The 25,125-nt window shown below is 74.1% G+C and carries 16 protein-coding genes; 4 read left to right on the top strand and 12 right to left on the bottom strand.

The genetic code is table 11. The annotated features are described in order from the left end of the window. The first annotated feature begins 11 nt into the window (after window positions 1–11). Window positions 12–1,142, top strand: coding sequence for a glycosyltransferase family 4 protein (locus IE269_RS33520; RefSeq protein ID WP_189827029.1), 1,131 nt, complete (start codon window positions 12–14; stop codon window positions 1,140–1,142). A 9-nt stretch (window positions 1,143–1,151) separates the two neighbouring features. On the opposite strand, the gene IE269_RS33515 is transcribed toward IE269_RS33520, so the two are convergent. The 5 genes from IE269_RS33515 to IE269_RS33495 form a co-directional block, all read right to left on the bottom strand. Next, window positions 1,152–1,784, bottom strand: a complete 633-nt coding sequence (locus IE269_RS33515; RefSeq protein ID WP_189827028.1) for a TMEM175 family protein — start codon at window positions 1,782–1,784, stop codon at window positions 1,152–1,154. A 121-nt stretch (window positions 1,785–1,905) separates the two neighbouring features. Continuing rightward, window positions 1,906–2,568 (bottom strand): methionine ABC transporter permease, encoded by a 663-nt coding sequence (locus tag IE269_RS33510; protein WP_189827027.1) that lies wholly within the window; start codon window positions 2,566–2,568, stop codon window positions 1,906–1,908. After that, the gene (locus IE269_RS33505) at window positions 2,568–3,458 is read right to left on the bottom strand and encodes a methionine ABC transporter ATP-binding protein (RefSeq protein WP_189827164.1); all 891 of its coding nucleotides are present in this window, start codon (window positions 3,456–3,458) and stop codon (window positions 2,568–2,570) included. The genes IE269_RS33510 and IE269_RS33505 overlap by 1 nt, the downstream gene beginning before the upstream one ends. Window positions 3,459–3,480: 22 nt before the next feature. Beyond that, a complete protein-coding gene (locus IE269_RS33500) occupies window positions 3,481–4,365 on the bottom strand; it encodes a MetQ/NlpA family ABC transporter substrate-binding protein (protein ID WP_189827026.1) in 885 nt (294 codons plus the stop codon). Between the two features lie 299 nt (window positions 4,366–4,664). Next, complete coding sequence (locus IE269_RS33495) at window positions 4,665–5,510, bottom strand: SDR family oxidoreductase (protein WP_189827025.1); 846 nt, start codon at window positions 5,508–5,510, stop codon at window positions 4,665–4,667. An 81-nt stretch (window positions 5,511–5,591) separates the two neighbouring features. Between IE269_RS33495 and IE269_RS33490 the strand changes: the two genes are divergently transcribed. Beyond that, window positions 5,592–6,533: an AraC family transcriptional regulator gene (locus IE269_RS33490; protein ID WP_189827024.1), complete on the top strand. Its 942-nt coding sequence runs from the start codon at window positions 5,592–5,594 to the stop codon at window positions 6,531–6,533. Here IE269_RS33490 and IE269_RS33485 read toward each other — a convergent pair. Further along, entirely contained in the window at window positions 6,528–7,190 is a 663-nt protein-coding gene (locus tag IE269_RS33485) for a TetR/AcrR family transcriptional regulator (RefSeq protein ID WP_189827023.1), read from the bottom strand. The genes IE269_RS33490 and IE269_RS33485 overlap by 6 nt on opposite strands. Window positions 7,191–7,305: 115 nt before the next feature. On the opposite strand from IE269_RS33485, the gene IE269_RS33480 reads away from it, so the two are divergent. Beyond that, on the top strand, window positions 7,306–8,400 hold the full coding sequence (locus IE269_RS33480; RefSeq protein ID WP_229898443.1) for an ABC transporter permease: 1,095 nt from the start codon (window positions 7,306–7,308) through the stop codon (window positions 8,398–8,400). 388 nt (window positions 8,401–8,788) lie between these two features. On the opposite strand, the gene IE269_RS33475 is transcribed toward IE269_RS33480, so the two are convergent. Continuing rightward, entirely contained in the window at window positions 8,789–9,943 is a 1,155-nt protein-coding gene (locus tag IE269_RS33475; protein ID WP_189827022.1) for a pentapeptide repeat-containing protein, read from the bottom strand. A gap of 236 nt (window positions 9,944–10,179) precedes the next feature. Between IE269_RS33475 and IE269_RS33470 the strand changes: the two genes are divergently transcribed. Next, window positions 10,180–11,835: a GMC family oxidoreductase gene (locus IE269_RS33470; RefSeq protein ID WP_189827021.1), complete on the top strand. Its 1,656-nt coding sequence runs from the start codon at window positions 10,180–10,182 to the stop codon at window positions 11,833–11,835. Here IE269_RS33470 and IE269_RS33465 read toward each other — a convergent pair. From IE269_RS33465 to IE269_RS33445, 5 genes are read right to left on the bottom strand one after another with little or no spacing between them, the layout of a single operon-like run. Beyond that, on the bottom strand, window positions 11,747–13,753 hold the full coding sequence (locus tag IE269_RS33465) for a hypothetical protein (protein ID WP_229898444.1): 2,007 nt from the start codon (window positions 13,751–13,753) through the stop codon (window positions 11,747–11,749). The genes IE269_RS33470 and IE269_RS33465 overlap by 89 nt on opposite strands. After that, a complete protein-coding gene (locus tag IE269_RS33460) occupies window positions 13,750–17,820 on the bottom strand; it encodes a vWA domain-containing protein (protein ID WP_229898445.1) in 4,071 nt (1,356 codons plus the stop codon). The genes IE269_RS33465 and IE269_RS33460 overlap by 4 nt, the downstream gene beginning before the upstream one ends. A gap of 3 nt (window positions 17,821–17,823) precedes the next feature. After that, complete coding sequence (locus tag IE269_RS33455) at window positions 17,824–19,017, bottom strand: ATP-binding protein (protein WP_189827020.1); 1,194 nt, start codon at window positions 19,015–19,017, stop codon at window positions 17,824–17,826. Further along, on the bottom strand, window positions 19,014–24,260 hold the full coding sequence (locus tag IE269_RS33450) for a hypothetical protein (protein WP_189827019.1): 5,247 nt from the start codon (window positions 24,258–24,260) through the stop codon (window positions 19,014–19,016). Before IE269_RS33450 ends, IE269_RS33455 begins: the two co-directional genes overlap by 4 nt. Further along, the gene (locus IE269_RS33445; protein ID WP_189827018.1) at window positions 24,257–25,117 is read right to left on the bottom strand and encodes a DUF4132 domain-containing protein; all 861 of its coding nucleotides are present in this window, start codon (window positions 25,115–25,117) and stop codon (window positions 24,257–24,259) included. The genes IE269_RS33450 and IE269_RS33445 overlap by 4 nt, the downstream gene beginning before the upstream one ends. Between the last annotated feature and the right edge of the window lie 8 nt (window positions 25,118–25,125).

Below are 25,125 nucleotides of genomic sequence, written 5' to 3'. Positions count from 1 at the left end.
GGAAGCACTCCATGGACACCACCCTCATCGTCACCAACGACTTCCCCCCGCGCCAGGGCGGCATAGAGACCTTCGTCCACGCCATGGCCACGCGTGTGCCGGACGGCAACGTGGTCGTCTACACCTCGTCCGAGCCCGGCGCGGCTGCCTTCGACGCCGCCCTGCCCTTCCCCGTGCTGCGCGATCCGGCCCGCATGCTGCTGCCCACGCCCCGGGTCGCCCGACAGGCTCTGCGGCTGGTGCGTACGTACGGCTGCGACCGGGTGTGGTTCGGGGCCGCCGCCCCGCTCGCGGCGATGGCCCCCGCCCTGCGGCGTGGCGGTGTGCGGCAGATCGTCGCCACCACGCACGGCCACGAGATCTGGTGGGCCCGGGTGCCCGGGGCCCGCCGTCTGCTGCGCCGGGTCGGCGAGCACGTGGACGTCGTCACCTACCTCGGCGACTACACCCGCGACCGCATCGCCCCCGCGCTGGGCCCCCGGGCACGGCTGAGCCGTCTGGTGCCCGGGGTCGACGCGGCAGAGTTCCGGGGCGCGTCCGCCGTACAGCAGGGGCACGCCGTGCGGGAGCGGTTCGGGCTCCAGGGGCGCAAGGTCGTGCTGAGCGTCGCGCGGCTGGTCCCGCGCAAGGGCCAGGACATGCTGATCCGCGCCCTCCCGCAGATCCGGCGGGCCGTGCCGGAGGCGGTGTTGCTGCTGGTCGGCGACGGGCCGGACGAGCAGCGGCTGCGGCGGCTGGCCCGCGCCTGCCCGGCGGGGTCCGTCGTCTTCGGCGGCGGGGTCCGGCACACGGACACCCCGGGCTACTACGCGGCCGCCGACGTCTTCGCGATGCCGTGCCGCACCCGCCGGGCCGGTCTGGAGGCGGAAGGGCTCGGGATCGTCTACCTGGAGGCCTCCGCGAGTGGGCTGCCGGTCGTGGTGGGCGACTCGGGCGGCGCCCCGGACGCCGTACTGGACGGCCGCACCGGCACGGTCGTCGACGGCCGTGACGTACGGGCCGTGGCCGACGCGGTCGTACGGCTGCTGCGCACGTCCGAGGGGCCCGCGATGGGTGAGCGGGGCAGGCGGTGGGTCGAGGACCACTGGACCTGGGACGCTTCGGCCCGGCACCTCAACGGGCTTCTCCGGTCGCCTCGTTGACGTACTTCCTCATTGGCCGGCGCCGCGCAGCCGGGTGAGCAGAGCTCCACCGTACGAAGCGGCCAACGGAGCCAGGAACCACATGAGGAAGGCGTACGGAGTCAGCCAGGCGACGCCCACGCTGAGCAGGAACCAAGCGCCCACCGCCCAGGACCCGTTGGCGTGCCGCCGGGTACGGGCGGGGTCCGCGTCGCCGACCAGGCCGGACCCGGCGGCGATCTCCTTGATGACGGCCTCGCAGAGGACCATGGCCGCCATGGTTCCGGCGAACAGGGTCTGCGCCAGCGGGTTGGTGATCGAGAGGCCCATGACCGCCGTCGGGAACGGGAGGAACGCGACGAGCAGCAGGAACGGCGCGTGCCACCCCACGAAGGGCTTCGACAGGACGACGACCTGGTCCATCAGCTTGTGGTGCCGCCGCCACACCGACCACAGCAGGACGAACGCCAGCGCGAACGCCAGGTAGGAGCCCCGCTGTTCCAGCAGGAAGTGGCCCAGCGCCCGGGCCGAGGTCAGCTCCTCGGCGTCCGGGCGCTCCAGTTCGACGGCGAGGAGCGTCATGGCGATGGCGAACAACGCGTCCGTGAAGAAGACGAGCCTCTCGGGGGAGAGCCCCGGCTCCGGTCGGGCACTTCCTGTCATCCGCACTCCCAGGCTTCGCAGCGATGCGGGTGATGGTAGGGAACAACAGGTCGTCGCCGAAGGTGAACCGCTGACGACGACCCTTCCGGGGGGGCGCAGGGCCCTCAGCGACGCAGGGCCCTCAGCGGCGCAGCACCTTGCGGGACAGCATGTTGCCGAGCAGCTGTGCCGCCTGGACCAGGCCGATCAGGATGAGCACGGTGACCGCCATGACCCGGTCGTCGAACCGCAGATAGCCGTGGGTGATGGCCAGGTTGCCCACTCCCCCGCCGCCGACCGTGCCCGCGATCACCGAGAAGTCGATCAGGGCGACGAGCATGAAGGTCATGCCGAGGACCAGTGGTCCGAGCGCCTCGGGGACCAGCACGGTCAGCAGGATGCGGATCCGGCTGGTGCCCATCGCGCGGGCGGCCTCGATCACGCCGGGTTCGACGCCGACCAGATTGCTCTCCACGATCCGGGCCACCCCGAAGGTCGCGATGACGGTCATCGGGAAGATGACGGCGTCGGTGCCGACCGCCGTGCCCATCAGCTCGCGGGTCAGGGGGTTGAGGATGACGATCGCGATCAGCGCGGGGACCGGCCTGATGACGTTGACGAGGAAGCTCAGCGTGACGAAGACGAGGCGGTTCTGGAAGACGCCTCCCTTGCGGGTGGCGTACAGCGCGAGACCGACGGCCGTGCCGAAGAGCGTGGCGAAGAGGAGGGTGGCGAGCACCATGTAGACCGTCTCGCCCGCCGCGTCGACGATCTTGGGCCAGAGGACGTCCCAGTCCTGTTGCATTACGCGCTCACCGCCTGGTTCCGCTGGTTACGTTCCGTACGTTCGGCGGAGGCGAACTCCGTGCCGTTCGCGTCGAGTTGAGCGAGTACGGAGTCCGCCACGGCCGCGTCCACACCGTGTTCGCGCAGCAGGCCCGGGAGCAGGCCGAGGACGGGAGAGGCGTGCAGGGCGGCCCGTACGAACGCCTGGGTGGTGGGGTGCTGCGGACGGGTGAAGACCTCGTGGACCTCGCCCCGCTCGACGACCCGGCCGTCCTCCATGACGGCGACCCGGTCGCAGATCGCCGTCACCACCTCCATCTCATGCGTGATCACGACGATGGTGACGCCGAGTTCGGTGTTGACCCGCCGGAGCAGCTCCAGCACCTCCTGGGTGGTCTGCGGGTCGAGCGCGGACGTCGCCTCGTCGCAGAGCAGCACGCGGGGCGAGGTGGCGAGCGCGCGGGCGATGCCGACGCGCTGGCGCTGGCCGCCGGAGAGCTGCTCGGGGTAGCGCTTGGCGTGTTCGTCGAGGCCCACGAAGCGGAGCGCCTCCAGCGCCTTGGTGCGGGCCTCGGCGCGTGAGCTGCCGGACTGGCGCAGCGGAAAGGCGACGTTGCCCAGGACCGTACGGGAGCGGAACAGGTTGAACTGCTGGAAGATCATGCCGATGTCCCTGCGGGCGGTGCGCAGTTGGCGTTCGCCGAGCGTGGTCAGCTCCTGGCCGCCGACGGTGACGGAGCCCGTTGTCGGCCGCTCCAGCAGGTTGATCAGCCGGAGCAGGGTGGACTTGCCGGCGCCGCTGTGTCCGACGATGCCGTACACACTGCCCGCTTCGACGGCGAGGTCGACCGCGTCGACGGCGCGCACGCCGCCCGGGAACTCCTTGGCGACGGCGTCGAGCCGGATCATCTCCTGCCCCGCCGTCACGGCATCACTTCTTGAGCTGCTGTGCGACACGGTCCAGCTCCTTCTCCAACTCGGCCTGGGACAGGTTGAGATGGACACCGGTGCCGTTGGCGAAGCGCTGGTAGGCGTCCTGGACCGGCTTGCTCGCGTAGATCTTGGCGATCTTCGCGAAGTCCGGGTCGTCCTTCTCCGCCTCGCGGACGGCGATGACGTTGACGTACGGGCGGATCGCCGGGTCCTTGGGGTCGTCGTGGAAGAGCGCCGACTTGGCGTCGATCTTGGCGAGGCTGGCGACTCCGTCGTTGATGATCGCGGCGTCCACGTCGGGCAGCAGGCGTGGCGTCTGCTGGGCGTTGACCGCGGTGAACGTGATGTTCTTGGGGTTCTTGGCGACGTCCTCGGGCGTGGCGTACAGACCGGTGCCCGGCTTCAGCTCGATGACCTTGGCGCGGTCGAGCAGGTGCAGCGCCCGGCCCTCGTTCGCGGGGTCGTCGGGGTGGGCTATCTTCGCGCCGGGCTTGAGGTCCTGGAGTTTGGTGATCTTCTTGGAGTAGATGCCCATCGGTACGACGGTGGTGGCCGACAGCGGCACGATGGCGGTCTTGTTCTCCAGGTTGGACTGGGCGAGGAAGACCAGGTGCTGGAAGGCGTTGAGGTCGATGTCACCGGCGGCCAGCGCCTTGTTGGGGAGGGAGTAGTCGTCGAAGGAGACGGGCTCGACGTCGAGCCCCTCCTTCTTGGCCTCCTGAACGAGCGTGTCCCACTCCTGGGCGTCGCCGCTGACCCCGACCTTGATCGTCTTGCTGTCGCCGCCCCCGATCAGGCCGCAGCCCGACAGCAGAACGGTGAGGGCGGTGGCGGCGGCCGCCGCGACGGCGGCGGTACGGCGACGGGGCGCAAGTCGGTGCATCGGGTTCACTCCAGGGGTGGCAGGGGTGCGCGCGCCGCGGCCTTGTGGGCCGCGCTCGCGCCGGTGGTTCGGCCGACGGATCTGGGCGGTCGGCGACGTCGGCGGCAGGCCGATCCCGCCGGGACGGGCCGTCGACGTCAGCGACGCTATCCCACCGATTGGGCGGAATCGGGCCCGTACGTGAACCCCCTGTTTCAGCTTCAATAAACGCTGACCTGCGGCTTTTCACAGTCGTCTTTACAGTGCTCTTCACCGTGGGCGGAGCTCGTCACGGGTGACGACGGGGTCCTCCCGGAACGTCAGCCGCGCCAGGCACCGGCCGCCGCGGCCTCCTTCACGAACAGGGCGAAGGACCGGGGCGGCCGACCGAGTGCGGCCTGCACCCCGTCGGAGAGACGGCTGTCCATGCCCCGCCGGATCGGGGCGACCGAGTCGGCGTAGTCCTCGGCGTCCGCCTTGGGCCAGCCCTCGGCGACCAGCCCGGCCACGAAGTCCTCGTGCGACAGGGAGACATAGCGCACCGGGCGACCGGTGGCGTCGGAGATGAGGTCCACCACCTCGCCGACAGTGAGCGCGCTCGGCCCCGACAACTCGTAGGTCTTGCCCACGTGCTTGTCCTCGGTGAGAGCGGCGACCGCGACAGCGGCGATGTCCTCGGCGTCCACGAAGCTCGCAGCACCGTCGCCCGCGGGCAGGCGCAGCTCCCCGCCGAGTACCGCGTCGCGGAAGAAGCCCTCGCTGAAGTTCTGCGCGAACCACGCCGGCCGTACGACGGTCCACTCCAGACCGCTGTTGCGCACGGCGTCCTCGCCGTCGATGTGGGTCCTGCCCGCGATGCTGTCCTCCTTGGCGTATCCGGGGACGTCGGCGCCGCGGCCCGACAGAAGCACGATGCGCTCGACCCCCAGCTCTTTCGCGCGCCGCACGAACGGCCGCGTCAGCCGCTCGCCGTCCTGCGGCACGACGAAGACCTTCCGCACGCCGTCCAGAGCGGCATCCCATGTGCTCCGGTCCGTCCAGTCGAAGCGGGGGTCGCCGGAGCGCGATCCCACGCGCACCGTGACGCCCTTTGTGCCGAGTTGGGCCACGGCACGTCCGCCGACCTTGCCCGTGCCACCAGTGATCAGAATCGGGTGTTCAGTCATGGGACAACCCAATCCTCAGGCGGACGGCGGGGCCATGGCCGGGACACCCAGGTCGATGTTCGAGCCTCTACATTGGGCGGGGTGGACACCTTGGCGAAGCTGCTGGACGGGGTACGGGCGCACGGTGCCGTGTTCACCCGGACGGTCATGAGCCCACAGTGGTCCCTGCGTTTCGCGAGCGGCGCCCGCCTGACCCTGGTCGCCGCGTTCGACGGACGGATCTGGATCACTCCCGCCGACGGCGAGCCGATGGAACTGGGCCCGGGCGACATCGCCGTCCTGCGGGGCCCCGCCCCCTGCACCGTCGCGGTGGATCCCGCCTCGCCGCCCGGCCGCACCATCACCAGCGCGGACTACTGCGCACGCACCGCACAAGCGGTCGCGGTCGGCGAACTGGCCCTCGACCCGCGTACGTGCGGTGTCGACGAGACCGGTTCGGCCCTTCTGGTCAGCGGTGCCTACGAGGGGCGGACCGGCATCAGCGACCGTCTCCTGGACGCCCTGCCGGACGTCCTCGTCGTACCGGAAGCCGACAGCGACCGTACGCTTCTCGCTCTCGTCGCAAAGGAGGTGCGCCGCGACAAGCCGGGCCAGCAGGCCGTCCTGGACCGACTGCTCGACCTGATGCTGGTCTCCACGCTGCGCGCCTGGTTCGACCGCCCTCAGAACCATGCACCCGTGTGGTACCGGCCCACGGACGACTCCGTCGTCGCGAGCGCCCTCCGGCTGATGCACGAGGATCCGGCGCACCCGTGGACCGTGGCGACCCTCGCGGCCAAGGCGGGTGTCTCCCGGTCGGGTCTGGCCCGCAGCTTCGTCCGCCACGTCGGTGAGCCGCCCATGACGTACCTGGCCACGTGGCGCGTCGCCCTGGCCGCCGACCTGCTGCGCGACACCGACGACACGGTGAGCTCCATCGCCCACGAGGTGGGGTACGCCAACACCTTCACCCTCAGCGTCGCCTTCAAGCGATGCCGCGGAATCACCCCCACGCAACACCGGGCGGCCGTCCGCCGCCTATGAGGCCGGCCTCTCGCCCAGCGCCTTCGAGCTGGGGTTCGCGCGGCCGGAGGGCATCGCCATCAGGGCGCGCAGTCCGTCGCGCAGTACGTCCGGCGAGGCCTCGCCGAAGAGGGCCTGCTGGGCGATGAAGCCCTGGGCCACGGCGATCATCGTGCGGGCGACGTGGTCGGCCGGGACGTCGTCGGGCATCTGGCCGGCCGCACGGTAGCCGTCGACCAGGCGCACCCATGCGCCGCGCATGTCCGCGAAGCCCTGGTGGAGCAGGGCCGCCAGGCGTTCGTCGCGGAGGGTCTCCGTCCAGACCTGGAGGACCAGGCCGGGGAAGGCGGCGCGGCCGTCGACGCGCAGGCCGTCGCGGGCGGTCATGACCGTACCGACGACCTGGGCCAGGAGTTCGTCCGGCGGCGGCGGGGGGCTCTGCCGAGCGGCGGCCTCGAAGGCGCCCCGGACGTCGCGGAAGACCTCCTCCGCGATGGCCACGATGAGCTCGTCCTTGCTGCTGAAGTACCGGTAGACGGCCCCCGGCGAGAGGCCGATCTCGCGCAGTACGTCCTGCATGGACGCGGCGTGGAAGCCCGAGCGGGCGAAACAGCGCGTCGCGCCGTCGAGGATCTGCCGGCGGCGGGCGTCGAGGTGTTCCTGGGATACGCGGGCCATGCGCCCAACGTAAAACGAACGTTCCTTCTTGACAAGGAGGCGGGGAGGGTGGTCACTGGAGGGAGACGTAAAACGAACGATCCTTCTCTTTAGCTCGCGGGAACGAGGGACTCCCATGACCGCTTCCACCACTGGCTCCGCGTCCGGCTCTACGTCCGGATCCACTACCAGCTCTGCGTCCGGTTCCACGACCGCCCCCACGACTGCCTCGCTCGGCCTGTCCCGTCGCACGCTCGCGGCCCTGCTCCTCGCGCCCGTCGTGGCCGCGCTCGCCCTGTGGGCGTTCGCCTGGCCCGCCGCGCGGATCGCCCCGCGCGACCTGCCGATCGGCATCGCGGGGCCGGCCGCTGCGGCGGAGCGGCTCCAGCAGGGCTTCACGCAGGGCCTCGCGCAGACCGAGGGGGCCTTCGAGGTGCACCGCTACCCCGATGCCGCCGCCGCCCGCACCGCCGTCGAGAACCGCGAGGTGTACGGGGCCCTCGTCGCGACCCCGCGCGGTGTCGACGCCCTGACCGCGTCCGCCGCGAGCCCCGTCGTCTCCCAACTCCTGCGGGAGGCCGTCGTGTCCAAGGCCCCTGCCGGAACCGCTCCCCGTGTGACGGACGTCGTGCCCGCGCCGCCCGGCGATCCGCGAGGCAGCGCTCTCGGCGCGAGTGTGCTGCCGCTGGCGCTGGCCGGAGTGGCCGCCGGGGCCCTGGTCAGCCTCCTCCAACTGCGCGGCACACGCGGCGTGTTGGTGCTGCTGGGTGCGTCCGTACTGGTGGGAGCGGTGGCTGCGGCTCTCGTGCACGGCTGGCTCGGGGTCCTCACCGGGAACGGGTGGGCGGTGGCGGGCGTCCTCGCGCTGACCGTCCTGGCGGTGGCCGCGCCCATCGCGGGGCTCGCCTCGCTGCTGGGCCGGGCCGGGCTGGCGCTCGGCGGGCTGCTCATGGTGCTGGTCGGCAACCCGTTCTCCGGGGTGACGAGCGCCCCGCAGATGCTGCCCGAACCCGCCGGATTCCTGGGCCAGTTGCTGCCGCCCGGGGCGGGAGGCTGGCTGCTGCGGTCCGTGTCGTTCTTCGACGGGGCGGGGGCGGGGGCGTCCGGTCTGACGCTCGCCCTGTGGGCGGGCCTGGGGCTGCTCGCCGTACTCGTCGCGAGGGGGCGCGCCGAGGAGCCCGCCGCCGCCGCACCGAACTCCGATGCGGAACCGATCCCGGCGAAGAGGTGAGGTTACGGGTGCGGCTCGGCGGGGGCGCCGGACCCCGATCCGGAACCGGCCCTCGCGAGGGGGTACGGCTACGGGCGCGGCTCGACCCGGACACCGGGCCCCGATCCGGAACCGGCCCTCGCGAGGGGGTACGGCTACGGGCGCGGCTCGACCCGGACACCGGGCCCCGATCCGGAACCGGCCCTCGGCGGTGAGGTACAGGCACTGCCCGGCCCGGACGCCAGGCCCCGATGCGAAACCGGTCCTCACGAAGCGGTACGGCCACGGGCGCGGCTCGACCCGGACACCGGGCCCCGATCCGGAACCGGCCCCCGGCGGTGAGGTACAGGCACTGCCCGGCCCGGACACCGGGCCCCGATCTGGAACCGACCCCCGCGAAGGGGTGCGGCTACGGGCGTTGCCCGGCGCGGACACCGCCCTCCCCCGGCAGGACCGTGCCCTCGTTGATGCGTACGTCGGCGAGGGCCGCCCGTGTGAGGCCCCGTACCCCTGACAGGTCCGCCCGGCAGAGGTTCGCGCCGGTCAGGGTCGCGCCGGAGAGGTCGGCGCCGGTCAGGGTCGTGCCGAGCAGGCGGGCGTCGGTCAGCTTCGTGGCGGAGAGGTTGGCCCCGGTGAGGGTGGCTTCGGAGAGGTCGGCGCCGGTGAGGGTCGCGTCGGTCAGGCGGGCGTCCGTCAGGGTCGCGCCCGAGAGGTTGGCCCCGGACAGGTTCGCGCCGAGCAGGTCGGCGCCGGTCAGCGTCGCCCGGGGCAGGATCGCTCCGGCCAGCGTCGCGCCGAAGAGGTCGGTGCCGGTGAGGGTGGCGTCGGCGAGGCGGGCGTCGGTCAGGGTCGCCCCGGAGAGGTGGGCCCGGGTCAGCGTCGCCTCGGACAGGTCGGCCCCCGTCAGGGTCGCGTCGGTCAGGCGGGCTTGGGTGAGCGTCGCGCCCGAGAGGTCGGCGCCGGTCAGGGTCGTGGCGAACAACTCGGCGCCGGTCAGGTCGGCTTCGCGCAGGTGGGCGCCCGCGAGGTGGAGTCCGCTGAGGTCGAGGACCTCGCGCGGGTCCACATGCGTACGTGATTCCCGCCGGGTGAGGGCGGTCAGTGCGGCCTGCACGTCCGCCCCGAGCACCTGGGGCAGCGGGACTTCCGGGTCACGGCCCTCGGCGAGGAGCGCGGCCTTCGGGGCGCGGTCGCGGAGGAAGTGGCCCAGTACGCGGGCGGCGTCGGTGGCCGCCTGCTCCGGGGCGTCCTTGACGATCTGCTCCAGGGCGAGGATTCCGCCGATGCGTACGTACCGCTGGGTCGAGCCGAGCCGCTCGAGCGCCTTGGTGAAGCGTTCGGTGATCTGGCCGCGGCGGGTGAGCCGGTAGGTGCGGGCCGTGTAGAGGAGGGCGACGGCCGCGCCGACCGCCGCGATGCAGGCGACCAGTGCGGTCCTCAGCCCGGTGACCAGCGCCGCCGAGCCCTTCTCCAGTTCGGCGGGGTCGAGGTACTTCGCGTCCAGGAGGTACGGGCCCTTCCACACGAGCCAGGGGAAGCCCAGCACCAGCACCAGCGCGCCCACCGTGAACAGGGCGGCCGTGCCGCGCCGCCGGGCCCGGGTTCTGCGCCGCAGCCGGGCGCGCCGCTGCTCCAGCTCGGTGCGGTGGGCGCCTCAGGTCAGCCGGGCGCGGAGGGAGGAGAAACGGTTCGCTATAGCCATAACCCGTACCTTCGCCCACCGGCCCGCCCGATGCCGAAAGCGCCCGGGCCTGCCCCTGTGTCTTGTTCCTTCGGCGGACGCGTGTTTCACTGCGCCGCGTGACTGACACACCATCAGCTGATCAGGCCGACTACGTCGTCGTGGGCGCGGGCAGCGCCGGTTGCATCGTGGCGCGCAGGCTCGCGGACACCGGGGCGAGCGTGCTGCTGGTGGAGGCGGGTGCGGCGCGGCTGGAGCGCTCCCGGATGATCCGGGTGCCGGGGATGATCTCGATGATGCACTCCGTCCCCCAGATCAAGAAGCGCTTCGACTGGGGCTACTACACCGTCCCCCAGGAGCATGCGGCCGGGCGTCGGATACCCGTCACGCGCGGCAAGCTGCTCGGCGGTTCCAGCGCGATCAACGGCATGCTCTTCGTCCGCGGTCATCGCCGCAACTACGACGACTGGGCGGCCGCGGGCTGCACCGGCTGGGCGTACGAGGACGTCCTGCCCGCGTACCGGCGCATGGAGGACTGGGAGGGCGGCGCCAGCGAGGTCCGGGGCGCCGGAGGGCCCGTGGCGGTCACCCGCCAGAGCGGCCTCACCCCCGCCTCCCACGCCCTGGTCGACGCACTCGGCGAATCCCTGGGGACACCGCGCAACGACGACTACAACGGTACGGAACAGACGGGCGTCGGCATCGTCCAGATGAGCGCCCGCGACGGCGTCCGCTTCAGCGCCTCGCACGCGTACCTGGGTGACGACCGCCCGCCCGGCCTGCGGATACGTTCCGCCGCCACGGTCACCCGGGTGGTGCTGGAGGGGAACCGGGCGGTGGGCGTGGAGATCGCCGAGGGCGGCCGAAGGCGGGTGCTGCGGGCCGGGCGCGAAGTCGTACTGTCAGCAGGGGTGGTGGGCTCGGCACAGTTGTTGCTGCTGTCCGGGGTGGGGCCCGCCGAGCAGTTGCGCGGACTGGGCATCGACGTCGCCGCGGACCTCCCGGTCGGGCAGAACCTGCACGACCACCTCTTCGTCCCCATGACGTTCCTCGCGCCGAGCGCCCAACACCGGGGCACGGCCGCGCACTTCTTCGCCGGGATGCTCGCGGAGACCCTGCGGGGCGGCAGTTGGCTGGGACGTACGGTATTCGAGGCGATGGCCTTCGTACGGACGGACGCGGCCGAAACCCCCGCCGACCAGCCCGACTTGCAGGTGCACGCCCTGCCCTGGTCGTATCCGAGCCCCAACCAGGACGCGCCCGTACGGCACTCCGTGGACGCGCGGCCCGCGCTGACCGTGATGCCGACGCTCATCTACCCCAAGAGCCGGGGCGAGCTGCGGCTGGCCTCGGCCGACCCGACGGCCGACCCGCTGATCGACCCCGGATACCTCTCCGACGCGGACGACGCGCGTTTCCTGGTGGCCGGGATGAAGCTCGTACGGGAGGTCATGGCGCACAAGCGGCTGGTGGAGGTCGTCACCGGCGAGCTGCATCCCGGCCGCGCGCTCGCCGACGAGGCGGCGCTGACACGCGAACTGCCGCAGCGCATCCACTCCGTGTACCACCCGGTGGGCACCTGCCGGATGGGCGGGCCCGACGACCCGGCGGCGGTCGTCGACCCGGAGCTGCGGGTGCGGGGCATCGAGGGGCTGCGGGTCGCGGACGCCTCCGTGATGCCGACGATCACCGGGGGGAACACGAATGCTCCGGCGATGCTGATCGGGGAGCGGTGTGCGGAGTTGATGACGGGGGCGGGGGTGGTGGCGGGGTGAGTGGCTGCCAGCCCGACGCGCACAGGGAGGCGGCGACCGCGGTCGTGTAGCGGGCGGCGGTGAGCCACTGGGTGGCGAAGCCGTCGGTGTCGGCGGGCAGGAGGCGGCCGAAGTGGTCGCGCTCGCGCGGGGCCGCCGATGCGCAGAGGGCGGTGAGGAGTCCGGCGGCCGTGGGGAAGCCCGCGCGGCGGGTGCGGGCCGCCTCGGCGGAGACGTGGCCCTTGCCGTCGCTCTTGCCGTTGCCCTTGCCGTCGCTCTGGCCGAGCATGCCGAGGGCGGCGCGGCCCGCCAGCACGGTCTGCTCGACGCGGCGCTCCAGGAGGTACGGGGCGGAGTGCGCGGGTGGGGGCTGGGTGACGTGCGCGGGGGCGGCGGCCGCTTCGGGGAGGTCGGCCCGGCTCAGCCGGTCGAGGCCGAGGTCGACCGTCCCGTCTCCGGTGGGGTGCGAGCAGGCGAGGAGGGCGAGGCGGGGGTGGGGTGCGGGGACGAGGCGGCCGATGATCCGCAGGCGGGTGCCCGGGGCTGCGGCCAGGAGGTTCAGGTTGTCGCGGTGGGCGAGTGCGGGTTCGTCGTCGGCGACGGTGAGGCGGACGGTCGGGCCTCCGGCGCAGCGGGCGAGCAGGGCGGTGTCGCCCGACTCTCTTACCGGGCCGAGGAGTTCGACGTCCAGGAAGAGCAGGCCGCTGCCGCCGCCCTCGGGGTAGGAAGTGAACTCCAGGGCACGGGAAGCCTGTTCCGCAGGCGGTGTCTCCCACAGCGCGGCGAGCGGCGACTCCGTCCACGCGACGCCCCGGGCGGCAACGGCCTTGACGCCCTTCCCGGCACCCAGTCTGCCGTCCGGCGAGACCGTCGCCCCCAAGACCGCCAGGCCCGCCCGGCCCAGTTCCCGGTGGGTGAGCGCGGTGTCCCCCAGGCGGACGGCCCGGTCGGCGACGCCCAGGGCGCGGCCGGCGCCGCCGGGTGCCACGTCGCCGACGGTGAACAGGCGGCCGTCGGCGCCGACGACCCAGGTGCGGGCGCCGCCGTGCCCGGAGTCGGTGATCACGGGTTCGGTGAACAGACCGTACAGACGCAGCGATCCGTCCGGGCTGTACGGGCGGCGCGCCTGCCCTCGGAGGGCGGCGAGTTCCGCACCGGAGGCGGTTCTCAACCTGTAGGCGATTTCCAGGAGTTGGGCCAGGGCGGTGGCCAGTTCGGCGGTGCGGTAGGAGGGGTCCCCGGAGCGGGCCGCACGCAGCAGCGTCACGACGGAGAGCGCCTCACCGGCCCCCCTCGGAAGCCGGCTCAGCCGGGCGGTGTGCGCGGCCCGAAGAAGCCCCGCCTGCGCGACGGCACCGGCCCCGTCGACACCGGCCTCCAACACGGCGGCACCGGCCGCCCAGAGGGCATCGGCGGCGGCACGCTCGGCGGGGGTGGCTGTTGGGGGCGGAGAGGTGGGACGGCCGGTGGGGTCCGGCGCGACGTCGGAGCCAGGGGCCGTGGCGGGGTCGGGTTGACGGGTCGTACGGGTGGGCTCCTGGGCGGGATCCGCCGAAGGGGCTGAGGAGCCCGATGCGGCGTCTGGGGCGGGGCCCGAGGCGGGGGCCCGGGGTGAAGTCGGGTCGGAGGGTGCGGTGGTGAGGGACGGGTCGGCGACCGGCGCTGCGCACGCGGCGGCTGCGCGGTGGACGCAGGCCGGGGCGAGGAGGCAGGCGCAGATGAGGGCGTCCGGTGTGGTCACCGTGCCGTCCGGGGCGTACAGGCGCAGCTCGGTCTCGTCGTCGACCGTGACGACGACCGTGTCTCCGTCGCGGTGGGCCGGGCGGGCGGCGAGCTTGGTGACCGCCGCGTCCAGGCGCTTGCGCAGCCGGGGCGTGAGGCTCTCCACCAGCGCGGCCGTGACCTCCGGCGCGACGGGTGGCAGCGGGGTGGTGGTCATGCGGTCTTCTCCCCTATCCAGCGGGCCAGTTCGAGTGGGCTGAGGGCCGCCACGGGCATCCCGGCGGCCACGAGCTGCCCGGCGACGCCCGTCGAGTAGCGGGGGCGGCCGGCGTCGTCGAGGCTCGCACAGCCGAGCACGTGGCAGCCGGTGGCGACCAGGGCGCGCACCTCGGCCAGCAGGCCGCCGAGCGGGGCGCCCTCCTCGAAGTCGCTGATGACGACGACGAGGGTGCGGCTGGGCACCGCGACCAGGCTGCGGGCGTGCCGCAGTCCGGCGGCGATGTGCGTGCCGCCGCCCACGCTCACCTCCAGCAGGAGGGAGAGGGGGTCGTGCACATGGCCGGTGAGGTCGACGACCTCCGTGGAGAACGCCAGGAAGTGGGTGCTCAGGGTCGGCACCCCGGCGAGCACGGAGGCGGTCAGCGCGGACCAGATCGTGGACGCCTCCATGGAGCCGGAGACGTCGGTGACCAGGATCAGCCGCCACTCCGCCGACTTGCGTCCCCGGCTGCGGAACACCGGTTTCTCGGGGATCACTTGGACCGTTCCGTCGGCGGTCCGGCGGGCGGTGGCGAGGTTGGCGCGCAGGGTGCGCGGCAGGTCGAGCCGGCCGCCGGGGCGGCGGGTGGGCCGGGCCAGCATCGTGCCGGTGAGGGCGGGGCGCAGCCGGGTGGCGAGCTGCCGGGTCAGTTCGTCGACGAGATGGCGGACGAGGGGGCGGAGCGCCGCGAGGCGGGCTTCGGGGAGGCCGCCGGCGTACCGCAGGACCGTACGGAGCAGCTCCACGGAGGGCGTGACGGCCGCCGGGTCGAGCGCGGCGAGGACGTCCTGACGGCCGGTCGCGGCTGCGGCGGCGAGGACCTCCTCGCGGACGCCCGGCCCGAAGAGCGCGGCCAGCTCCTCCGACCACTCCCGGACGCCGGGGTACGACGGTTCGCGGCCCCCACGCCGTCCGGCGCCCGCACCGGGCAGGCCCGCACGGGACCCTTCGCCGCGGCCCGAGCCGTACAGCTCGTCCAACGCGGTCGCCAAACGGGCGGCACCGGACGGCAGTTGGTCGGGCCGCCTGCCGAGGACGAGCCGCCACCGGTCGGCGGGCGCGAGGGTACGCGCGGGGCCGCTCTGCTGTGGGTGGCCTGCCTGCGGCGGGAACCCGTCCTCGTACGACGGGGCCGGTACCGGCAGCCCCAGCGCGGCCAGAAGATCACGGGCCGCGAGGTCGGCGGCCGTACGGCGGGCCAGTTCGGCGGGGTCTTCCGCATCCCGTGTGTCGACCCGTTCGCCCAGCCGGTCCTCGACAGTGTCGAGCAGGCGGTCCCGGGCGGCCGGGCTCAGCGTGTCGAAGCCTCCGCGCAGGGCGGGCAGCCGGGCGAGGAAGGCGGTGTCGTCCAGCTCGACGACCCGGTGCAGCAAGGGGTCCAGGGCGCCGACCCCGACGGTCAGCAACGGTCCAGCCGCCGTCAGGAGACCAGTGAGGCGGGCGGTGAGGGCCGCCCGCGAGGCGCTGTCCACGGCCCCGTCCACCCAGGATGCGACGCGCCCTCCGAAGGCTCCGGCATCCTCGTGCCCCGTGAGGACCCGAACCGCTCCGGCGGCCGCGGCGATCAGGGGCGTGCCGTCGGCATCCAGCCGGGCGAGGGCATCACCGAGCCGAATACCGCCCAGCCGGTCGGCACGCTGCGCCAGTTCGAGCAGCGCGCGGGCATCCCCGGGCTCGTCCGAGCCGACGAGCCCGTCGACCTGACGCACCGCCGCGGAGGTCAGGAGTTCGGCGGCATGCGCGGCAGGGGTGACGGGGGCGACGCCGGGCGCGGGAGGGCTTGCGGGTGCGGGAGGGCCCTCGGCCAGGCGAGCGTTCTCAGGCGCAGAAGGGTCCTCGGGCGCAGGACGGCCTTCGGGTGCGCGAGGGTCCTCGGGTGCGGGACGGCTGTCCGGTGCGCGGGGATTCTCGGGCGCGGGACGGCCGTCCTGCGCTGCCAGGCCCGGCAGGTGGCCTGCGGTGATGCGGTCCAGCAGGTCGAGACCGGTGAGGAGTTCGGGCAACGTGGCGCTCGCGGGGAGGACCGTCGAGAGTTCCGTCAGGCGTTCGTCGGCCAGGGCCGGGAGCCCGCACTCGGCGGCCTCGGTGAGGCCGCGGACGACCTGGGCGGCCGTCGGACCGCCCTCCGCCCGCTCGGCCGCATGCCGCTGCCGCAGTACGCCCTCGGCCGCCTGTGCCGGGGTGACGCCGCGGGTCCCGGCCGCCGTGAGCATCGCGGCCGTCGCCGGGGTCCACCGCACCTGCCAGCGCGTCGTGAGTCCCTCGGTGCCCGCCGCGCCGGTCACGGCCTGCTCCTGCGCGTACGGGATGCCGCACACCGTCAGCCTGCGCAGCAGCAGTTCGCGGCGCCGGTCCAGGGCGGAGCGCGCCGGGTCGAGCCGCAGGTCGCGCGGGTTCTTCTCGTACGCGTCCCCCGGGCCCGGGAGCGAGAGCGCCGCGGCCTCGGCCTCGACGGCGGGGCCGAGTCCGCTGCGCGGCGCACCGGGCGCGGGCCGTCCCGTACGGCCGCCGACGAGCACCTGCTCCAGGGCCTTGGCGACGGCACGCCCCGTGCCGTAGGTCTCGCCTCGCCCCAGCACCGTCTGTACGGCTTCGAGGAGTTCGCCCCGCCCCGGGGCGGGCAGGTCGCGCAGGCGGGCGAGGTCACCGGCGACGCGGACGACCTCGCGGGCGTCCGCCGGGCCGTAGGGATGCCCCTGCTCACGCAGCGCGGCGCAGACGCGGACCGCCGTGCGGATCAGCGCCTCGTGCAGCGTGTCCGGGTCTCCGGCGGCGTCCAGGACCGTGTGCTGCCACTCGGGGTCCCGGATGCCGGCCGGGTAGCCGGACCGGGAGTCGAGCAAGGGGTACGCGTACGGAACCAGAGACACCGTGCAGGCCGCCGGGCCAACGCCGTCCTCCGGCCCGTTCTCCGGCCCGTTCTCCGGTCCGTTCTCCGGTCCGTTCTCCGGTCCGTCGGGCGCGTCCGAGGGCTCGGGCGCATCGGTTGGGTCGAGCAGCAGCGCCGGAGTGTGGAAGGCGCCCACGACCACGGCGGGCCGCCGACCCTCTGCGAGGGCCGTGGCCACATGCCCTCGCATGCACGCCTCGCGCGCCAGGTCCGTACCCTGTACCCCCTCGCTCGCCTCGGCCTCGGCCCGCAGCGCCCAGCCGGTGAGCAGGGCGGCTCGGCGGAGTGCCTCGGGCGGGGAGCCGGGTGCGTGGGCCTCCACCAGGCGGTCCCACAAGTCGTCGCCGTCCCGGCCGGTGAGCCGGGACCGGAGTGCGGCGGACAGCCCGTACCCCTCCCCCAGGGCGGAGTCGGGAACGGCATCGGATCCGCCCCGTACCCACGCCCGGTCGGCCAGCGGGAGGTCGCAGGCCACGGCCGGAACCCCGTTGCGCGCCGCCCAGCGCAGGGCGACCAGCTCCGGCGAGAAGTCCGCGAACGGGTAGAAGGCGGGCCCGTGTTCGGCCGCCGTACCACGCCCGTCCTCGTCGGCGGGCACGGCGGCCAGCGCCACCGGGGCCTCGGTCTCCTCGTGCGCGAGCCAGCCCAGCCACGGCTGGAACTCGGCAGGCAGCTCGACGAGAAGGACGTCGGGGGCCGCCGCGTCCAGCATCGCCGGGAGGGCGACGGCCAGCGAGGGCGCGTGGTGGCGCACGCCGATCAGGAACGGCTCCCCTGGCCCGTCCGCAGCGAGGGCCGCCACGGCGGCTTCCGGGGCGACGGGCCCGGCGGCCAGTGCCGGTGCCGGGGCCGAGACCGGGGCGGAAACCAAGCCCTGGGCCGGGGCCGAGGCCTGTGGGGTGGTCGGCGCACCTGCGGTGACGGACGACGTCTCGGCCGTCGGCCGCATCTCGCGCGCGGGCGGCACACTTGTCGTGAGCCGCACCTCGGACGTCGAGGCGTCCACGGGGGTGGGCGGCGCCTCTGCCGAGGGCGGCGCCTCAGTCGGGGGCGGCGCATCCGCAGCGGGCGACACCCGTGCCGTCGGCGCCGCCGCAGCGTCGGTCCCCGCCCCCGGCATGGTCGGATCGTTCATCGGTCAGTTCTCCAGCACCGTGCGCAGGTCCCACAGGGCGCGCCAGGTGGCCGAGCCCTGTTCGGCGCGTCTGCGGACCGGGCCGTCCCAGTAGCCCAGCAGCCGGGCCGCGTCGGCGGGGTCGTCCTTGCGGACCACGCCGAGCAGGTGGCCGGGCAGGAGGGAGAGCACGTCCCGGTCGCCCGGGAAGTAGGCGGCGGCCAGGCCCAGGGAGCCCGCGACGGAGACCGCCTCCGCCGTGCTCATGACCGTCGAGGGCCGCTCGACCTCCCAGCCCTCCACGGAGCGGCCCTCGCGCAGGTCCCGGAAGGCGGTGACGAGGGCTTCGAGGATCGCGTCGTCCACCTGGTAGGCGGCGCCCACGCGTTCGACGGCCGCCTGCGACTGGCGCCGGACGAGCGCGGTTTCGGCGTCGACGTCCCCGATGGGGCCCACCGTCTCGAAGTTGAAGCGGCGCTTGAGCGCGGCGGACATCTCCGAGACGCCCTTGTCCCGCAGGTTCGCGGTGGCGATGAGGGTGAACCCGGGGGCCGCGTGCACCTGCGCGCCCTCGCCGCCCGCGAGTTCGGGCACCGCGATCCGCCGCTCGGAGAGCAGCGAGACCAGGGCGTCCTGCACCTCCGGCAGGCAGCGGGTGACCTCCTCGACGCGGGCGACGGCTCCCCGGGTCATGGCGGTGAGCACCGGCGAGGGCACCAGGGCCTGCCGGGAGGGGCCCTGGGCGAGCAGCAGCGCGTAGTTCCAGCCGTACTTGAGCTGGTCCTCGGTGGTGCCCGCGGTGCCCTGCACGGTGAGTGCGCTGGTTCCGCAGACGGCCGCCGACAGCAGCTCGGAGAGCATGGACTTGGCCGTGCCGGGCTCGCCCACGAGGAGCAGTCCGCGCTCTCCGGCGAGGGTGACCACGCACCGTTCGACCAGGGCGCGTTCGCCGACGAACTTCTGCTCGATCACCAGACGGCGGGGCACCCCGGCCCCGGGCCTGGCCCCCTTCGGCAGGCTCAGCGTCTCGCCCGCGCTGCCCGTCACGAACGTGACGACCGCACGCGGGGTGAGCAGCCAGCCGGGCGGCCGGGGCCCGGTGTCGTGGGCGGCGAGGAAGGCCAGCTCGGTGGCGTACCGGTCCTCGGGCAGGGTGACCTGGCGGTGTTCCCCGCCGGGGAGGTCGGTGGTCGTGGTGGTTGTGGTGTCGTTCGTCATCGGCGGCGGCCCTTCCGGGGTGCGCGGGTGTCCAGTTCTTCGAAGGCGGGGGCGTCGCCGCCGCGCACCCGTGCCCAGGCGGCTGCGTACAGCGCGGGCACGGGGAGGTCGGGCAGGGTCCGGGTGGACCCCGTCACGGGGTACAGGCGTTCCTTCCAGGTCTCCAACGGCAGCCCGGGGGCACTGCGTTCGAGCCAGCCGCAGGGCAGGAAGAGGGTCCGGCCGGCCCGGGAGCGCTTCGCCTCCACGACGAGGTCGGTGGCGGCGAGCTCAGCACAGGCCTTCTTGATCCGGGCGGGCTTCCACTCCGTCCAGCGGACGATGTTGCGGTCCGTCGGGTCGGGCAGGGCCAGCAGCATCAGGTACAGGGCGGCGGCGTCCGCGCCGAGGCCGAGGGCGTCGCCGGCTTCGGCAACCAGACCGGGCACGGTACGTGTCGGGTCCTGGCCCGGGTGGTGCGCGGGGTCGCCGGACGCGTCCACCGAGGCCGGGGAGCCGTCGGACGCACCCGTCGAGGCCGGAGCGCCGCCGGGAGCACCCGCCGAGACCAGCGCCTCGGCCTCCTCGCCCAGCAGCGCGCGCAGGGCGAACAGATCACCGGTGCTGTGCGCTCCGACGGTCCCCGCGACCAGCCCGAACGCCGGGTCGTCCGGTCCTGCCAGGCCGGCCGGACGGATCAGCAGCCGCTCGTAGTCACGGTGGGCGGGGGCCAGGAGCAGCGCCGTACCTGCCCGGACCAGGCCGTCGGCCTCCGCGCCGCCGGACTCGGGGAGTCCGTGGGCGGTACGGATCGCGGGGCCGATGGAGTGCCCCGACTCGGTCCAGTCCAGGCCGAGTTCGAGCACCAGGCGCGGGTCGGCGAGACGTTCGCGCAGGACTGCGAGCCCTGCGGGCAGGTGTGCCCGCAGGGGGTGCCCGTACGGCAGCGTGTAGGCAAGGGTGCGCAGGGCGGTCCAGGCCGTGAGGAGCGCGCCGCGTGCTTCGACCCGGCGCAGAGCCGGTCGGCCGGTGTTGCCGGGGACGTCGGTGCCGTGGGTGAGCCAGGTCCGGGTGCCCGCGTTGAGGACCAGGTCGACGGCGCTCGGGGTGGTGCCCGACAGGTCGAGGTCCAGTTCCTCGGGAACGCGGACGAGGGCGCCCAGGCGCTCCTGCCAGACCTCGGCGGCGGCCCGGACGTCGGGGCCCGTCGACCACAGCTCGGCCGGGTCGGCGGGCAGCAGTGCCCGCAGCAGGGCGTGCCGGTCGTCGTGCGGCAGGGCGCCCAGCCTGGCCTGCGCGGCTTCGAGGGCGCGGGTCTTCACCGCGAGCACGGCGAGCGCCTCGGGGCCGGGTTCGTCGACGGCTGCCGACAGCAGGGCGGCGGACTGGAGGGGCCCGATTCCGGTGGCCGTGTGGAACGCCTCTGCGGCTTCCGGACGCCAGGGTGCCGGGCCCTGCTCCCGTACGAGCGCGACGAGCCGGGTGAGCCGGTCACGGGAGACGCCGTGTCCGAATACGCGCTCGTGGTCCCGGGTGAAGCCGGGCACGGGGCCGAAGGCGCCGGTCGGGTCGTGGTCCAGGGCGAGCCAGTGTGCCGCGTCGCTGCGTTCGTTCCAGCCCCGGTTTGCGACGACCACGACCGTACGGGCGCCTCGGCGCAGTACCTGCCCGAGGCGGACCACGGCGTCCCGGTGTCCCGAACCGGACGTGCCGGCCGGGACGGGCTCGACGAGTTCCACCTGCCGGACCGTGCCCGCCGGGTCGGCCAGCGGGCCCGCGGCGAGTGTTTCCAGCAGGACGAGGAGCGCGGCGCGGTGCTCGGGGGTGGTGGTCTCCGAGGCGGCCCGGTAGGCCAGTTGGGGCAGCCTGTCGAGGAGGGAGGTCCAGTCCTGGGAGTCGCTGAGCACGGTGTGCGCGTCCCGCTGCCAGCCGTCGACGGAGGTGAACGGGGACTTGTCCGGCACGGGCGGGCCGAACGCGGGCTCGCCGCCGAGGACGTGGTTGACGGCGAGGATCTGCCGGATCGTGGTCCAGTGGCGTCCCGCTCCCCACCAACTGATGTGGATCCGCTCGGAGTCCCAGGCGGTGGCCTCGCGCAGGGTGGTGTCGTCGGCGTGCTCGGGCTCGTGGTCGAAGAACATGCCCCGGGTGCGTGCGGAGTCGCGGGGAGCCGCCGGCTGCGCGGGCTTGGGCGGTTCGAGGTAGCGGGCGGCCGCGGCGGCCCGCTCCACCGCGTTGCGGACGAGCGCGGTGACGCCCGTGCGGAGCCGTGCGTCGGTCACCTCGGGCAGCACCTCGGCGACGGCCTCCTCGCTCATCTCCTGCACCGAGGGCCCGGTGTACTTCTCGGCGGCCCGGAACGCCTCCCGGTGCCGGGCGACCTCGGCGGCGACCTTCTCGAACAGCTCCGCCGCCCGGGAGTCGGTGAGGTTCCGCAGTGCGGCGGAGCCGTGTTCGTCCCTCGGGCGCAGGGCGTGCCAGTAGGCGACCGGGGGCACGTAGGGGGTGCCCGCCGCGTCGTTCCCGCCGCGGGACTCGGTGCAGACGGACCACAGGCTGCCGCCGGTGCCGTCCGTGTCCGCCGGGTGCGCTTCGACGTAGCGGTTGTTCCGGGCCGCGACCGGCCGTGCACCGCCGGGCAGGGCGAGTGCGCCCAGCGGCACCCGGGAAACGCCGTCGGAGAGCGGCTCCGGCAGGGCGACGGTGCGGCCGTCGGGGGTCCCGGCGACGATCCGGTGCCCGTCGGCGGGCTCGGCCGTGCCGGGTTCGGTGACCGTGCGGCGGACCCAGCGGCCCAGGACCGTGCCGTCCGTGCCGAACGGGGTGTGCTCCAGGCCGGGCTGGAGGGGCAGCACCTGGCAGTGCTCGGCGAGCAGTCGGGTGCCGTCCTGCACTCCGGAGCCGAGGAAGGCGGGGAGGGAGGCGCGGCCGTGCGTGCCGGTGGCCGGGTCGTACTCCAGCCACACCCGCCGGGTGCCCTGGTGGCCCTCCCGCCAGAGGCCGGTGCCGTCGGAGATCACGGCGCGCTCGGGCGGCAGGGTGGTGTCGCCCGCGTGGAGGGCCTTGCCGCCGGTGGCGCGGCCGCCGCCGGGCAGCGGCAGGCAGACTTCCTCGGAGGCTGCCCAGCGGGAGAGGTGCTGGCCGCCGACGGTGAACACCTCGGCGGGGCGGTGCGACCAGTAGCCGCGCTGCTTGCCGTCCTCCCACCACAGGACCAGCAGCTCCCCGTCGACGTAACGGAATGCATGCGTCCGCCAGGGGTCGACGGTGGTGGGCACCTGGAGGGTGTGCTTCAGCAGCACGCCGTCGGGGCCGACGACGACGGCCCGTTCGAGGGTGTGCAGGATGAGCGCGGGCCAGGAGCCGGTGACGCCGACGCTCTCGGAGTGGTACTGCCGCTGCCGGGTGGCGGTGGCCTGGGCGACCTCGGCGGCCAGTTCGGCGTAGGTCGCGTCGAGTGCGGGCCAGCCCAGTTCGTCGAGGACGCCGGTGCGCAGGGTGGACGCGAGCAGCGGTACGACGTCGTGGCCCTGGAGGAGTCGAACGACCTCCGGGGCGACGTCGGCGACCACGGGACGGAACGCCGAGAGCTGGTGCAGGGCGACGCGCAGCCCGGGGAGTCCGCGCGCGGCCGTGTACTCCTGGGCGCGGGCGGTGAGCCACTCCCGGAGGATCTCCGAGAGCACCGGGTGTGTCACCAGCTTCGCCAGGCCGGAGTCGTTCGACCGCTGGTGGCGTCGGTCGCCGAGGCTGCCGACGTTCCGGCTCAGCAGGGCGCGGAAGAAGGGCTGTTCGGCGACGGCGGTGAGGTCGCGTGCGCCGGGTGTGGTGTCGGTGAGCCACGAATCGACCGCGACGGAGGGCGGCTGCGCGGTGGACGTGTCGTGCTCGTCCGGCTCGGTGACGGGGATGCCGGAGGCCAGGCAGAGGTCGAGGAGGTCCAGGTCGGCGTGGCGCTGCCAGCGGCCGTGGAACAGCTCGACGGGGTCCTGGTCGGCGCGCAGCCGGTCCGTCATCCGGGCGGTCAGGTCGAGGGTCTGCGGGCTGCGGGCGGGGACGGCCCGGTTGCGCCTGCGGTGTGTCTCCCAGCGGGCGAGCCAGTCCGCCGGGGAGACCGCTCCGGCGGAGGCAAAGGTGCCGGTCAGCAGGTCTTCCGCACCGCACTCGGCCAGCAGCGCCAGCCACTGGGACTCGCCGTCGCCGTCCCGGCCGCTCTCGCTGAAGGTCTCCGGGAAGAAGCCGAGGAGCCTGATCCGTACGGCCTCGTCCTCGCGGGCGAGGGCGACGAGCGCGGAACGGTAGGCCGTCCAGAAGGAGGCGGGGGCGCGGACGACTCCGGGGGATCCGATGAGGTCGCCCACCAGCTCGCGTTCGGCACGGTCGCGGTCGAGACCGGCGGCCTTGACCAGTGCGCGCACGTCCTGCGGCAGCGCCGCGTACGGCGGCATCCCGGCCGCGCAGCGCTCGACCAGCAGCCTGCGGAACTGCGCCCAGGCGTCGGCCGGTTCGAGCCGGGCGGCCAGGTCGCGTACGTACTGGCGCAGCGCCTTGACGGTCAGCGCACCGGCGAAGGCGAACTCCAGGAAGACGGCCCGCTGCCGGTCCTCGTCGACGGTCAGCCCGTGCACCCGCTCGGCCTCGCGGGCCTTGCCGAAGAAGGAGGCGGCGTAGGAGGTGTTCTCGGCCTGGAGGAAGAGGCGGGCCACCTGTTCGTAGAAGGTGGGCAGGAAGTGGGGCACGGCCCGGCCGAGCCGGGTGCCCAGTTCGTCGAAGCCCTCCTTGGCCGCTCCGGCACGGGTCTTGGCCTGTCGTCCCAGCCGTTCGATGTCCTTGACCAGGGCCAGGGCGTGGTGTCCGTTGGCCGGGTCGTTGACCAGTGCCCAGGCCGGGAAGCCGAGCGTCTCGCGGCGCACCTGGCCGACGACCGGGGCCTCGGTGGTCCGGGCCAGCCCGAGGAACTCCAGGGCGAGGTCCTCGGCCTCACCGAGGGTGCCGGGCACGAGGCGGACCACGGGGCGGTCGCCGAGGGCGGTGTGGGTGTAGGTGCGGGCGGTGAGCGCGTCGGCGTCGTCCCGGTCGGTGGTCCCGGCGGGGAGGATCGCGCCGGCGTCCAGCAGGGCTGCGGCGGCGGGGGCAGTGCTCTCCGCCGGGGCCTGGGCGGGGAGGGACACCACGCCCGCGTCCGTGCCCGTGAGGGTCCCCGTGCCCGCGTCCGTGAGAAGCCCCGCGCCCGTGCCCGCAGAAGTGCTCGTCGTAGTGCTCATGCCGCCCGCTCCTCGTCCTCGACGTCGCGGCCCGCGTAGAGCGCCGCCGCCATGCGCATGCCCTCGGACCACGCGACGGGGCCGACCTCGGCGGCCGTCAGCGCGCGCCCCGCGGGGTCGGTCCAGCCCAGCGGGCCCGTTTCGGTGTCGTACTCGCTGTAGCCGTCGTGCTCGCCGATCCAGATGCGCGCCTCGACGGTCCTGCCGTCCTCGACGACCGGGCAGACCGCGTAGCCGCCGCGCGAGCGGTAGCCGAGCTGGGTGACGCGGCCGTGCAGGAAGCGCAGTTGCTTGAACACGCCGCCCGCGTAGGTGTCCACGGAGGTGGTGTCCGGGGCGAGAGCGGCCGGGCGGCGCCACACCTCGCGGAACAACTGCTCGACGTTCTGCCCCACCCCCAGCTCGACCGCGAATTCCCGCAATTCCTCCAGGTCGTCGAGGAGCACCGGGTGGGGCACGCTGACGACGTCCGGGGTGATGCGGACGGTGTCGCCGTCCAGGTCGACGAGGCCGAGTCCGCGGTCGGGGTCGACGTCGCGCAGGAATCCGGCGATCCCGCCGTCCGCGCCGCAGACCACCACGTCCCGCAGGGCCGCCTGCCAGGCCGGATCGGGCCAGACCCGGGCGAGCACGGCCGTGGGAACGGGCAGCGAACGCACCATCCACTGCTCCACGTCGGTCAGGCACTGACGCTCGTGCCACTCCAGCCACTCGGTCAGCTGCCGGAGCCCGACGACCGCCGGGTCGTCCTTCACCTTGGCCGGTACGGACTTCAGCCGTCGGCCCTTCCCGTTGCGGCAGACCACCTTGCCCGCCTCCAGGGCGACTTCGTAGTCGCCCGCCGGAACCCACCCCATGCGCCTGC

The organism is Streptomyces spiroverticillatus (assembly GCA_014650415.1).
Taxonomy (GTDB): domain Bacteria; phylum Actinomycetota; class Actinomycetes; order Streptomycetales; family Streptomycetaceae; genus Streptomyces; species Streptomyces spiroverticillatus.
Note: the sequence above shows the minus strand (reverse complement) of the source record. Positions and strands in the feature narration are given on the sequence as shown.

Excerpts from the sequence above, each read along its gene's own strand:
- IE269_RS33480 (WP_229898443.1), top strand. The coding sequence starts at position 7,306 with ATGACCGCTTCCACCACTGGCTCCGCGTCCGGCTCTACGTCCGGATCC.
- IE269_RS33510 (WP_189827027.1), bottom strand. The coding sequence starts at position 2,568 with ATGCAACAGGACTGGGACGTCCTCTGGCCCAAGATCGTCGACGCGGCG.
- IE269_RS33500 (WP_189827026.1), bottom strand. The coding sequence starts at position 4,365 with ATGCACCGACTTGCGCCCCGTCGCCGTACCGCCGCCGTCGCGGCGGCC.
- IE269_RS33515 (WP_189827028.1), bottom strand. The coding sequence starts at position 1,784 with ATGACAGGAAGTGCCCGACCGGAGCCGGGGCTCTCCCCCGAGAGGCTC.
- IE269_RS33460 (WP_229898445.1), bottom strand. The coding sequence starts at position 17,820 with ATGAACGATCCGACCATGCCGGGGGCGGGGACCGACGCTGCGGCGGCG.
- IE269_RS33450 (WP_189827019.1), bottom strand. The coding sequence starts at position 24,260 with ATGAGCACTACGACGAGCACTTCTGCGGGCACGGGCGCGGGGCTTCTC.
- IE269_RS33465 (WP_229898444.1), bottom strand. The coding sequence starts at position 13,753 with ATGACCACCACCCCGCTGCCACCCGTCGCGCCGGAGGTCACGGCCGCG.
- IE269_RS33485 (WP_189827023.1), bottom strand. The coding sequence starts at position 7,190 with ATGGCCCGCGTATCCCAGGAACACCTCGACGCCCGCCGCCGGCAGATC.
- IE269_RS33495 (WP_189827025.1), bottom strand. The coding sequence starts at position 5,510 with ATGACTGAACACCCGATTCTGATCACTGGTGGCACGGGCAAGGTCGGC.
- IE269_RS33445 (WP_189827018.1), bottom strand. The coding sequence starts at position 25,117 with ATGGGGTGGGTTCCGGCGGGCGACTACGAAGTCGCCCTGGAGGCGGGC.
- IE269_RS33520 (WP_189827029.1), top strand. The coding sequence starts at position 12 with ATGGACACCACCCTCATCGTCACCAACGACTTCCCCCCGCGCCAGGGC.
- IE269_RS33505 (WP_189827164.1), bottom strand. The coding sequence starts at position 3,458 with ATGATCCGGCTCGACGCCGTCGCCAAGGAGTTCCCGGGCGGCGTGCGC.
- IE269_RS33455 (WP_189827020.1), bottom strand. The coding sequence starts at position 19,017 with ATGACGAACGACACCACAACCACCACGACCACCGACCTCCCCGGCGGG.